Consider the following 11,376-nt stretch of genomic DNA (forward strand, 5'->3'; position numbering starts at 1 on the left):
ACAATCGGTGCCATGCCCACGTACGTCGCGTTCCTGCGTGCCATCAACCTCGGCCCCAACCGCAAGTTCCCGAAGGCCGACATCGTCGCCGCGACCGAGGCCGCCGGTGGCCGGGACGTGCGGACCCACATCAACACCGGCAACGTCCGGCTGACCATGTCGCTGCGGTCGCGGGCGAAGGTCGAGGCCGCGCTGGAGGCGGCGTACCTGGAGCGGACCGGCTTCGAGGTCCCGACCATCGCCTACACCCCGGCCGAGCTGGTCGCGATCGCCGACGACGCCCGCGAGCTGGCCGCGGCCCGGACCGACCTCGAGCGGCACTACGTCTACCTGCTCAAGGAGGAGCCCGAGCCCGACCTGGTCGCCGCGGTCGAGGCGCGTGGCGACGAGGTCAACGCCATCGTCGTACGACGCCGGGCGGCGCACCTGCTCCTCGGACCCGGCTACCAGGCCGGTGGCGTCGACCCCTACAAGACCGAGAAGGCCCTGCGGGTGGTCGCCACCAACCGGAACTTCAACGTCGTCACCACGCTGGCCGACACGTGGTGCTCATGAGTGCTCCAGGTCCCTGTGACACGATGGGACCGTGACGACCGCTAGCCCGGAGAAGGTCGATCCGGGAGTCCAGCAGGACCTCACCCCGGACGCGATCATGCTCACCGACACCCCCTGGGTGACGGTGGTGTGGAACGACCCCGTGAACCTGATGTCGTATGTGACCTTCGTCTTCCAGAAGCACTTCGGCTACGGCAAGAAGAAGGCCGAGAAGCTGATGATGGAGGTCCACGAGGACGGCAGGTCCGTGGTCAGCAGCGGTACCCGCGAGGAGATGGAGCGCGACGTGCAGGCGATGCACGAGTACGGCCTGTGGGCGACCCTCTCGAAGGCCGACTGAGGGCGGCGGGGTGACCTCTGGATTCGTCCGGCACCGCCGGAGCAAGCGCGCCATCGCGACCTTCTCGGTCTTCGAGGCCGACCTGTTGCGCTCCCTGGCCGCGCAGCTCGTCGAGCTGCTGCACAACGAGTCGGCCGTCGCCGCCACCGAGCGCGACCCGCTGGAGGCGCTGCTCGACTTCTCCGGCCCGACGACCGAGCCCGAGGACCCGGTGCTGCGCCGGCTCTTCCCCAACGCCTACCGCGGAGACGACGAGGCCGCCGGTGAGTTCCGCCGGTTCACCGAGGGCACGCTGCGCGACGGCAAGGCCCGGGCCGCGGCATCGGTGATCGACGTCCTCGAGGAGGCCGGCCTGCCGTCGGAGCCGACCGAGGAGGACCTCACCATCGACGTCGAGCTCGATCCGGAGATCGCGCTGGTCTGGATGCGCTCGTTCACCGACCTGCGCCTGGCCCTCGGCACCCGGCTCGAGGTCCACGAGGGCGACGAGGACTACTGGCACTCGCTCCCCGACGACGACCCCCGCGCCCAGGCCCACCACATCTACGAGTGGCTCGGGTTCCTGCAGGAGACCCTGGTCCACGCCGTGCGCTGAGCCTGGTCCAGCGGCAGGTGGCTCGTGCGGGCCACGCAACTACCGAAATTGTCGCCGTGTCCGGCCGGAGGCAGCAATTCCGGTCGTTGCGTCGTCCACATCAGCCGGCGGGCTTCACCGCCAGCACCGGACAGTGCGCCTCGAGGATGATCCGCTGGGCCACGCTGCCGAGCAGGAGCTTGCCGACGGGGGTGCGGTGCCGGATGCCGACCACGATCAGGCCGGCCCGCTCCTCGTCGGCCGCGGCGATGACGGCGTCGGCGACGTCCGTCACCACGTCGTGGCGTACGACGACGTCGACTCCGTCGCTGGCCAGCCGGTCGCGCAGCGCGGCGATGTCCGCGTCGTGCGCGAACCGGGCGTCGACCAGGCTGCTGCCGAGTGTCGCGTTCACGACGACCAGCCGGGCGCCGTCCTTGCGGGCGAGTCCGGCGGCGTGCTCGAGGGCGGCGGCGCCGTACCGGTCCGCGCTGTAGGCGACCACGATGCTCCCGGACGTGCTCATCGCTCGACCAGCTCCTTCTCGTCGGTGTCATCGGCATCCGCGGCGGGTGAGTGCTCCGCCGCTGCGGGCCTGCGGAGGCCGGCGACGGCCATGGCGACGAGCAGCAGCGCCATCACGACGTAGACGACGACGGCGACCGGCTCGCTCCACAGGGTGCTCACGTCACCCTGCGAGATCTTCAGGGCGGTGGTCAGCTGCTCCTCGAGCTTGGGGCCGAGGATGACGCCGATGATCAGCGGCAGCACGGGGATGCCGAAGCGGCGCATGAAGAAGCCGAGCACGCCGATGACCAGCAGCAGCGCGAGGTCGAACGCCTGGAAGTTCACGCTGTAGGCGCCGAGCGAGGCGAAGAAGAGGATGCCCGCGTACAGGTAGGGCCGGGGGATCCGCAGCAGCTTCGCCCACAGCGGGGCCATCGGCAGGTTGAGCACCAGCAGCAGCGCGTTGGCCACGAACAGGCTGGCGAGCAGTCCCCAGACCAGGTCCGGGTGGTCGTCCATCAGGGTCGGGCCGGTCTGGAAGCCGTAGCCCTGCAGTGCCACCAGCATGATCGCGGCGGTCGCCGTGGTGGGCAGACCCAGCGCGAGCAGCGGCACCAGGGTGCCCGCGGCCGAGGCGTTGTTGGCCGCCTCCGGGCCGGCGACGCCCTCGATCGCGCCCCTGCCGAACTCCTCGGGGTGCTTCGACAGCTTCTTCTCCGTCGCGTAGGACAAGAAGGTGGGCAGCTCCGCGCCACCGGCCGGCAGGGCGCCGAACGGGAAGCCGAACGCCGTGCCGCGCAGCCACGGCTTCCAGGAGCGGCCCCAGTCCTCGCGGCTCATCCAGGGCTGGCCGACGGGGATGATCTCCAGCGGCTTGCGGCGCAGGTGCGCCGCGACCCACAGCGCCTCGCCGATCGCGAACAGCGCGACCGCGACGACCACGATGTCGATGCCGTCCGCGAGGAGCGGCTCGCCGAAGGTGAGTCGAGCCTGCCCGGTGCTGGTGCCGACCAGGCCGATCGCGAGGCCGAGGAAGAGCCCGATGAAGCCGCGCAGCTTGGACGCGCCGAGCACGGCGGTGACGGCGAACAGTGCCAGCACCATCAGCGCGAAGTACGACGGGGAGCCGAGCGTGACGACGATGTCGGCGACCTGCGGGGTGACGATCCACAGCAGGACCGTCGCGATGCTGCCGGCGACGAACGAGCCGATCGCGGCGGTGGCGAGGGCCTGGGCGGCCCGCCCCGCCTTGGCCATCTTGTTGCCCTCGATCGCGGTGATCACCGACGAGGACTCGCCGGGTGTGTTGAGCAGGATCGAGGTGGTCGAGCCGCCGTACATGCCCCCGTAGTAGATGCCGGCGAACATGATGATCGCGCTGTCCGCGCCGACGCTGTAGGTCACCGGCAGCAGCAGGGCCAGGGTCATCGCCGGTCCGATTCCCGGGAGTACGCCGACAGCGGTGCCGAGCAGCACGCCGAGGGCGGCGAAGAGCAGGTTCTCGGGGGTGAGGGCGGTCTGGAAGCCGTCGAGGAGCAGGTCCATCAGAGCACTCCGTCCAGGATGCCGGCGGGGATCGGGATCCCGAGGCCGACGTAGAAGCCGTACCAGCTGCCGACCGACAGGGCGACGCCGACGGCGAGGTCACGGACCCAGCTGCGGCTGCCGAGGACGACGGCCGAACCGGCGAACAGCAGGGCGCCGGTGATCGCCCAGCCCAGGACGTCGATCAGCGCGATGTTGGCGACCAGCACGAGGGCCAGCAGGCCGACGGTGCGTACGTCGGTGCCCTGGGTGAGGTCGACGTCCTCGCCCTCCTCGGCCTCGGGCCGGTCGCCGCGGGCGGTCGCGACGGCGAGCAGGACGCCGAGGAGCGCGAGGACCCCGCCGACGACGTACGGGATCGTGTAGGGCTGGACCGGCTGGTCGGCGAAGCCGTCCTCCAGGCCGGCGGCGTCCACCAGGACGTAGCCGCCGGCGAGCACGAGGAACGCGGCCAGGCCGTACTGGGCCTTGTCGACGACCCGGCTTCCGGGTCGGTCGAGGTCGGGGGTGGTCATGCGAGTCCCAGCTCCTTCAGGGTGTCGGCGACGCGGTCGTCCTGCTCGGCGAGGAAGTCCTCGAACTCCTGGCCGGTGGCGAAGTTGTCGGTCCAGCCGTTGGCCTCGAGCGCGTCCCTCCACTCGTCCGTGTCGTGCATCTCGGTGAGCAGCTCGGTGAGGTAGTCCCGCTGCGCGTCGGAGATGCCGGGCGGGGCGAGGACGCCGCGCCAGTTGGTGAAGACCAGGTCGACCCCGGCCTCGGTCAGGGTCGGCGCGTCGATCCCGTCGAGGCGCTCGGCGCCGGAGACCGCGAGGACCCGCAGCTTGCCGTCCTCGATCTGGCCCTCGAACTCGCCGAGGCCGGACATGCCGACGTCGATCTTGGCGCCGAGGAGTGCCGTCGTGAGGGGGCCGCCGCCGTCGTACGAGATGTAGTTGACCTGCGTCGGGTCGACCCCGATCGCGTCGGCGAGCTGCATCGGGAACAGGTGGTCGGGGCCGCCGTTGCTGGAGCCGCCGCCGACGGCGAGACCGCCCGGGTCCTCGCGCCACGCCACGACCAGGTCGTCGATCGTCTCGAACGGCGAGTCGGCGGGCACCAGGATGCCCTCCTGCTCCTCGACCAGCCGGGCGATCGGCGTCATCTTGAGCGGGGTGGCGCTCGACTTGTTGGTGTAGACCGCGCCGACCACGCCGAGCCCCATCAGCATCATGAGGTCGTCGGCGCCCTTCTCGTTGACCAGCCGCTGCATCGCGACCGTGCCGCTCGCGCCCTGCACGTTGGTGATCTCGAAGCGGCCGGTGAGGTCGTTGTCCTCCAAGGCCCGCGCGGCGGCGCGGCCGGTGAGGTCGTAGCCGCCGCCCACGCTGTTGGGGATCATCATCCGCAGCCGCCGGTTGCTCGGGTCGTCCGAGTCGCGGGTGACCCCGCAGCCGCTGACGACCGCGGCGAGCGCCAGGGCGAGGAGGAGCGCGACGAGGGCGGTGCCCTTCGGCCGACTCACATGCATGGGAACCTCCGGATCGGGTGGTGACCGCGCTCACGTGCGATCCGTGTCAGCATGGCGGTGGCTGTGGCGGCCGTCACGCTTGCGGACGCAAAGGAGGTTGTGGTCGTTGTGGTCGCACCCATCGCGCGGTTGAGCTGGCGCCGCGGCGAGCTGACCCTGGCCGCGAAGGTGCTGCTCCTGCAGCTCCTCGTGATCGTGGTGCTGCTCGTCGCGGTCGGCGTGCTCAGCATCCGGCAGTCCAACGCCGACTTCGCCGACGAGCGGGGCGCGCAGATGCGCTCGGTGGCGGAGTACGTCGCCGTGCAGGACTTCGTCCGGACCGGGCTCGAGGACGTGCGCCGCGGTGCCGAGCTGTGGCAGGTCTCGGCCGACCTGACGTCGTACGCCGAGCGCGGGGTGCGCCTCTCCGGCGCGACCGACGTCCTCGTGGTCGGAGCCGACGGCACCGTCCTCGCGGCGACCGACGCCAGCCGGGTGGGGGAGCGGGCCGACCTGGGTGGCGGCGAGGTGGGAGCCGGGCGCGGGGGGACGACCGACGTCGAGGCGGGCGGTGAGCGGCGGGTGGCGGCCTACGCGCCCGTCATCGCGGACGCGGCGGGCGACAACAGCGCCGTCGGTGCCATCGTGGCCGAGGTGGCCTATCCGTCCCTGGCCGACCAGCTCGCCGAGGCGGTGCCCGAGCTGGGGCTCTTCCTGGGGCTGGGCGCGGTGCTCGGCCTGGTCGGCACGGGGCTGGTCGCGCGCGTCGTCCGCCGATCGACCCGCGGCCTCGGCACCACCGAGCTCGCCCACCTGGCCGACCACCGGGAGGCGCTGCTGCACGCGATCCGCGAGGGCGTCGTCGGTGTCGGCACCGACGGCCGGGTGACGGTGATGAACGACGCGGCCCGGGCCACGCTCGGACTCGACGGCGGGCCGGAGCCGGTCGGCCGGCAGGTCGACGATCTCGGCCTGGACCCGCACGTCGTGGCGCTCCTGGCCGGCGCGGGCGGGGGCGCGGCCGCGCAGGTCCGCGACGCGCTCGCGCTCGTCGGGACCCGGGTCGTGGTGTTCAACCGCGGCGACGCCTCGTCGGGCGGCCGGGGGATCGGCACGGTCACGACGTTGCGCGACCGCACCGAGCTGGTCTCACTGCAGAGCCAGCTCAGCTCCAACCTCTCGATCACCGACACCCTGCGTGCCCAGACCCACGAGTTCGACAACCGCCTGCACACGATCTCGGGGCTGGTCCAGCTGGGGGAGTACGACGAGGTGGCGAGCCTGGTCGGCACCCTGACCCGGCACCGGGCGGAGGTGGGGGAGCAGGTCGCGCAGCGACTCGCCGACCCGGCCGTGGCGGCGCTCGTCGTCGCCAAGTACGCGGTGGCCGAGGAGCGCGGCGTCTCCCTCGTGCTCGACCCGGGGTCGCGGCTGCCCGCGCTCGCGCCCGACGAGAGCGCCGACCTCACCACGGTTCTGGGCAACCTCGTCGACAACGCCGTCGACGCCTGCGCCGGCCGGCCGGCGGCGCTGGTCGAGATCTGGGTGCATGCCGAGCAGGCGTCGGCCGGCGCGGTCCGGGTCCGGGTCCGCGACAACGGCCCCGGTATCTCCGCCGACCTGCGCGACGCCATCTTCGTCCGCGGCTTCTCCACCAAGGAGGAGGTGCTCGGCGGGCGCGGCATCGGGCTGCCGCTGGTCCGGCTGATCTGCGCCCAGCGCGGCGGCGAGGTCGTGGTCGACGACGCCGAGCCCGGGCGCCCGCAGGACGGCGGAGGCGCCGAGTTCCGGGTCGTGCTCCCCATCGGCCCCGTCGTCGGTCAGGATGGGCGACCGTGAGCCGGGTACTGCGCGTCCTCGTGGTCGACGACGACTTCATGGTCGCCCGCATCCACGGTCGCTTCGTCGAGCAGACCGAAGGGTTCGAGGTCGTGGGCACCGCCCGCACCGGCGCGGAGGCCCTCGAGCTCGCCGTCGCCCTTCTACCGGACCTGGTGCTGCTCGACGTGCACCTGCCCGACCTCTCCGGGCTCGAGGTCCTCGAGGGGCTGCGCGCCAGGTCCCGTGAGCAGGGGCGCGACGTCGCCGTCGTCATGGTCACGGCCGAGCGCGGGGCCGCCGCGGTCCGCGCCGCACTCCACGGCGGCGCGCTGCAGTACCTCGTCAAGCCGTTCGAGTACGACGACCTGGCCGAGCGCCTGCGCCGGGTGGCCGCCATCCTCGCCACCCTGCCCGGCGCGGCCGGGGACCGCGAGGCGGAGGTCGACCAGGCCACGATCGACCGGGCCTTCGGGACCGGCTCGCCCGTCGACGTACCGCCGGGACTGCCGAAGGGACTGAGCCCCGAGACGGCGGAGCTGGTGCTGGAGGCGGCGCGGGCCGCGGGGGAGATCTCCGCCTCGGAGACGGCCGAGACGGTCGGCCTGTCCCGGGTCACTGCCCGGCGCTACCTCGAGCATTTCGTGGACGCCGGCGCCGCCGAGGTCCGGCTGCGGTACGGCGGCACCGGACGCCCGGAGCGGCGGTATCGGGTCAAGGCTTAGGCTGGGAGGCGTGACCGCGATCGAGGATCGTCCCGAGCCATCGCCCCAGCCGCCGGCCCTCCGGGCCACCATGGGCGGCGACACCCAGGGCTTCTGGGAACGGCTGGCGCTCGGCCTGTTCATCGCGGTCCCGTTCGTCGCCTTCCTCGCCGCCATCCCCGTGGCGTGGGGCGGCTGGCTCGGCTGGAGCGACGTCGCGATCACCTTCGTGATGTACGGCCTGACCCTGCACGGCGTGACCGTCGGCTACCACCGGCTCTTCACCCACAGGTCGTTCAAGCCCAACCGGGCGGTGAAGGTCACCTTGGCGATCCTCGGCTCGATGGCGATCGAGGGCCCGGTCGTCCGCTGGGTCGCCGACCACCGCAAGCACCACAAGTACTCCGACAAGGACGGCGACCCGCACTCCCCGTGGCGCTACGGCAACAGCCTGCGCGGCCTGACGAAGGGCTTCGTGTGGGCGCACGTCGGCTGGCTGTTCGACCCCGAGCAGACCTCGATCGACAAGTACGCCCCCGATCTCGCCAAGGACCGTGACCTGATCCGGATCTCCCGGCTGTTCTGGCTGTGGGTGCTCACCTCGATCCTCCTCCCGCCCCTGCTCGGCTTCCTGCTGACCTGGTCCTGGCAGGGCGCGCTCACCGCGTTCTTCTGGGGCACCGTCGTCCGCATCGGCCTGATCCACCACGTCACCTGGTCGATCAACTCGATCTGCCACACCCTCGGCGAGCGTCCTTTCGCCTCCCGCGACTTCTCGGGCAACGTCTGGTGGCTCGCCATCCCGTCCGGAGGCGAGTCCTGGCACAACCTGCACCACGCGGACCCGACCTCCGCGCGTCACGGCGTGAAGCGGTTCCAGTTCGACACCTCCGCGCGCATCATCTGGGTGCTGGAGAAGCTCGGCTGGGTCCGCGACGTGCGCTGGCCCACGCCCGAGCGGATCCGGGCCAAGTCGGTCACGCCCGCCGCCTGAGTCGGAATGACTCGTCAGTAAACCTGCGGTTTGGGACCAAACCGCGACAATTCGGGCCGGCGGTATGCAGTTTGTGCCCAATCGACACCCCCGCCGTGGCCGCCCCTCGGGCCGATGCCGGCCGCGCCCACCCGACGCCCTACCCTTGACCGCGTGTTGCGCATCGATCAGGCGACGTACGACGCCATCGTGGAGCATGCCCGACGGGACCACCCGGTCGAGGCGTGCGGGATGGTCGCGGGCCCCCTCGGCAGCGACCGGCCCGTGCGGCTGATCGAGATGGTGAACGCCGCCGGCAGCCCGACCTTCTACGAGTACGACTCGACGGACCTGCTGCGCCTCTATCGCGAGCTCGACGACCGCGACGAGGAGCCGGTGGTGATCTACCACTCCCACACCGCGACCGAGGCGTACCCGAGCGTCACCGACATCAACCTGGCCAGCGAGCCGGGGGCGCACTATGTGCTGGTCAGCACGCAGGAGCACGGGAATAACCCGGGCCCCGTGGAGTTCAGGTCCTACAGAATCATCGACGGCGTCGTGACCGAGGAAGAGGTCACCGTCGCGGCGAGCGCCGACAGCACTGACGCAGCAGAGGAGAGCAGCTGACATGGCCATCGAGGTCCGGATCCCGACCATCCTGCGCACCTACACGGGTGGCGAGAAGGCGGTCAGCGCCGACGGCGCCACCCTGAGCGCGCTGATCGACTCCCTCGAGGCCAACCACCCCGGCATCAAGGACCGTCTCATCGAGGGCGCGGACCTGCGCCGCTTCGTCAACATCTACATCAACGACGAGGACGTCCGCTTCATCGGCAGCCTCGAGGCCGCGCTCTCCGACGGCGACCAGGTCGTCATCCTGCCGGCGGTCGCCGGCGGCGCTCGCTGAGCTGCCCGACCCCGGAGGCGAGCAGATGGTGCGCTACGACAGTCTCCTGACCTCCGTCGGCAACACGCCGCTGGTGGGTCTGCCGCGACTGTCGGCGCCGTTCAACCCCGCGGGTGCCCCCGACGGTCGGGAGGTGCGGATCTGGGCCAAGCTCGAGGACCGCAACCCGACCGGCTCGATCAAGGACCGCCCGGCCCTCAAGATGATCGAGGAGGCCGAGAAGAACGGCGTGCTCCGTCCCGGCTGCACGATCCTCGAGCCGACGTCGGGCAACACCGGCATCTCGATCGCGATGGCGGCCAAGCTCAAGGGCTACCGCACCGTCTTCGTGATGCCGGAGAACACCTCCGAGGAGCGGCGCCAGCTGCTGCGGATGTGGGGCGCCGAGATCGTCTCCTCGCCCGCCGCCGGCGGCTCCAACGAGGCGGTCCGCGTCGCCAAGCAGATCGCGGCGGAGCACCCCGACTGGGTGATGCTCTACCAGTACGGCAACGCCGCCAACGCCCTCGCGCACGAGGAGGGCACCGGCCCCGAGATCCTCGCCGACCTGCCTTCGATCACCCACTTCGTCGCCGGCCTCGGTACGACGGGCACGCTGATGGGCGTCTCCCGGTTCTTCCGCCGCGCCCAGCCCGAGGTCAAGATCGTCGCCGCCGAGCCGCGATACGGCGAGCTCGTCTACGGCCTGCGCAACCTCGACGAGGGCTTCGTGCCCGAGCTGTACGACGCCGAGCTGATCGACAGCCGCTTCTCGGTCGGCCCTCGCGACGCCGTACGCCGGGTGCGTGAGCTGCTCGAGCTCGAGGGGATCTTCGCCGGCATCTCCACGGGTGCGATCCTGCACGCCGCGCTCGGCCAGGCCGCCAAGGCGGCCAAGGCCGGCGAGAGCGCCGATATCGCGTTCGTCGTGGCCGACGGCGGCTGGAAGTACCTCTCCACCGGTGCCTACGAAGGCACCGTCGACGAGGCGGAGGACCGGCTCGAGGGCCAGCTCTGGGCATGACCGTTCCGGGCGCGAGCGCGCCGGAGGTCATCGACTCGCTCGGTCACTACACCCTGTGGTGGCGCGGGCTGGTGGGTCCGGAGGCCGCGGACCGCACGGTGCTCATCGCCACCAACTGGATCCGCACCCCGCGGCTGCCCCAGGCGTGGGACGAGCACGTCCACCCCGACCACGAGATGCTCTGGGGCTCGGACGGCAAGGTCGGGGTGCAGGTCGCCGGGCGCGAGTACTGGGTCCCGGCCAGCTACGGGCTGTGGATCCCGGCCGGCGTCCCGCACTCCGCGTGCGCCGTCTCGGGCACCGGCTTCAACTGCACCTGGATCGACCGCGAGCGCTCGCCGATCACGGTCACCGCGCCGGTGCTGCTGCCGATGTCCCCGCTGCTGGTGGACCTGCTCGACCACCTGCGCATCGACGCCACGACCCCCGAGCGTCGGCGCCGGGCCGAGGAGTTCGCGCTCGACCTGCTCGAGCCCGACGCCCGCGGCGCGCTCTCCGTGCCGCGGCCCACGAGCGCGGGCGCGCGCCGGGTCGCCGACGCGGTGCTCGCCGAGCTGACCGTGCCGCGCACCGCCGAGGAGTGGGCGGGGGAGTTCGGGATGAGCGCGCGCAGCCTCAACCGCGCCTTCGTCGCCGAGACCGGGCTCGCCTTCGGGCAGTGGCGCAGCCGGGCCCGGATGGCGATGGCCGCGTCGCTCCTCGACCAGGGCCGGACCGTGGCGTCGGTGGCCCGGCAGGTCGGCTACCGCAACCCGAGCGCGTTCATCGCGGCCTACCGTCGGGTGACCGGCGCCAGCCCCGCCCAGCACCGGCAGCGCATGACCCAGGTCACCTGATGTCGCGTTCACGACATCTCCTGTCCGTTTCGCGCACCAACCCGTCGCCGTAGCCGTTGCCAGCGGGCCGCGCGGTCTCCACTCTTGGGCAGGTAAGCCTTACCAAAGAACAGAGTGGAGCATCG

The 11,376-nt window shown here is 71.8% G+C and carries 14 protein-coding genes; 10 read left to right on the forward strand and 4 right to left on the reverse strand.

Annotated features, from left to right (window positions below; translation table 11 throughout):
* Positions 1 to 12 precede the first annotated feature (12 nt).
* The 3 genes from RB608_RS17765 to RB608_RS17775 are packed head-to-tail and all read left to right on the forward strand — an operon-like array spanning position 13 to position 1,490.
* The gene (locus RB608_RS17765; protein ID WP_308089381.1) at positions 13 to 555 is read left to right on the forward strand and encodes a DUF1697 domain-containing protein; all 543 of its coding nucleotides are present in this window, start codon (positions 13 to 15) and stop codon (positions 553 to 555) included.
* A 31-nt stretch (positions 556 to 586) separates the two neighbouring features.
* A complete protein-coding gene (gene clpS / locus RB608_RS17770; protein ID WP_392391014.1) occupies positions 587 to 895 on the forward strand; it encodes an ATP-dependent Clp protease adapter ClpS in 309 nt (102 codons plus the stop codon).
* A gap of 10 nt (positions 896 to 905) precedes the next feature.
* On the forward strand, positions 906 to 1,490 hold the full coding sequence (locus tag RB608_RS17775) for a DUF2017 domain-containing protein (RefSeq protein ID WP_308089382.1): 585 nt from the start codon (positions 906 to 908) through the stop codon (positions 1,488 to 1,490).
* A 100-nt stretch (positions 1,491 to 1,590) separates the two neighbouring features.
* Here the strand turns inward: RB608_RS17775 and RB608_RS17780 are convergent, their stop codons facing one another.
* Genes RB608_RS17780 through RB608_RS17795 form a run of 4 tightly spaced genes read right to left on the reverse strand, consistent with a single transcriptional unit; the run spans position 1,591 to position 5,022 of the window.
* Positions 1,591 to 1,995, reverse strand: a complete 405-nt coding sequence (locus tag RB608_RS17780) for a universal stress protein (protein WP_308089383.1) — start codon at positions 1,993 to 1,995, stop codon at positions 1,591 to 1,593.
* The gene (locus RB608_RS17785; protein WP_308089384.1) at positions 1,992 to 3,521 is read right to left on the reverse strand and encodes a tripartite tricarboxylate transporter permease; all 1,530 of its coding nucleotides are present in this window, start codon (positions 3,519 to 3,521) and stop codon (positions 1,992 to 1,994) included. The genes RB608_RS17780 and RB608_RS17785 overlap by 4 nt, the downstream gene beginning before the upstream one ends.
* A complete protein-coding gene (locus RB608_RS17790; RefSeq protein ID WP_308089385.1) occupies positions 3,521 to 4,036 on the reverse strand; it encodes a tripartite tricarboxylate transporter TctB family protein in 516 nt (171 codons plus the stop codon). The genes RB608_RS17785 and RB608_RS17790 overlap by 1 nt, the downstream gene beginning before the upstream one ends.
* Complete coding sequence (locus RB608_RS17795; RefSeq protein WP_308089386.1) at positions 4,033 to 5,022, reverse strand: tripartite tricarboxylate transporter substrate-binding protein; 990 nt, start codon at positions 5,020 to 5,022, stop codon at positions 4,033 to 4,035. Before RB608_RS17795 ends, RB608_RS17790 begins: the two co-directional genes overlap by 4 nt.
* A gap of 114 nt (positions 5,023 to 5,136) precedes the next feature.
* On the opposite strand from RB608_RS17795, the gene RB608_RS17800 reads away from it, so the two are divergent.
* From RB608_RS17800 to RB608_RS17830, 7 genes are all read left to right on the forward strand, one after another.
* Complete coding sequence (locus RB608_RS17800) at positions 5,137 to 6,846, forward strand: ATP-binding protein (RefSeq protein WP_308089387.1); 1,710 nt, start codon at positions 5,137 to 5,139, stop codon at positions 6,844 to 6,846.
* Entirely contained in the window at positions 6,843 to 7,550 is a 708-nt protein-coding gene (locus RB608_RS17805; RefSeq protein WP_308089388.1) for a response regulator, read from the forward strand. Before RB608_RS17800 ends, RB608_RS17805 begins: the two co-directional genes overlap by 4 nt.
* 10 nt (positions 7,551 to 7,560) lie before the next feature.
* Entirely contained in the window at positions 7,561 to 8,523 is a 963-nt protein-coding gene (locus RB608_RS17810; protein ID WP_308089389.1) for an acyl-CoA desaturase, read from the forward strand.
* A 153-nt stretch (positions 8,524 to 8,676) separates the two neighbouring features.
* Positions 8,677 to 9,132, forward strand: coding sequence for a M67 family metallopeptidase (locus RB608_RS17815; RefSeq protein WP_308089390.1), 456 nt, complete (start codon positions 8,677 to 8,679; stop codon positions 9,130 to 9,132).
* 1 nt (position 9,133) lies between these two features.
* Entirely contained in the window at positions 9,134 to 9,412 is a 279-nt protein-coding gene (locus RB608_RS17820) for a MoaD family protein (RefSeq protein WP_282400652.1), read from the forward strand.
* Between the two features lie 25 nt (positions 9,413 to 9,437).
* Positions 9,438 to 10,415 carry a pyridoxal-phosphate dependent enzyme gene (locus RB608_RS17825; protein ID WP_308089391.1) on the forward strand — a complete coding sequence of 326 codons (978 nt, stop codon included), beginning with the start codon at positions 9,438 to 9,440 and terminating at the stop codon, positions 10,413 to 10,415.
* The gene (locus RB608_RS17830) at positions 10,412 to 11,251 is read left to right on the forward strand and encodes an AraC family transcriptional regulator (protein ID WP_308089392.1); all 840 of its coding nucleotides are present in this window, start codon (positions 10,412 to 10,414) and stop codon (positions 11,249 to 11,251) included. Before RB608_RS17825 ends, RB608_RS17830 begins: the two co-directional genes overlap by 4 nt.
* Positions 11,252 to 11,376: the final 125 nt, after the last annotated feature.

Origin of the sequence: Nocardioides sp. LHD-245 (assembly GCF_030929495.1) — a bacterium.
GTDB lineage: Bacteria > Actinomycetota > Actinomycetes > Propionibacteriales > Nocardioidaceae > Nocardioides.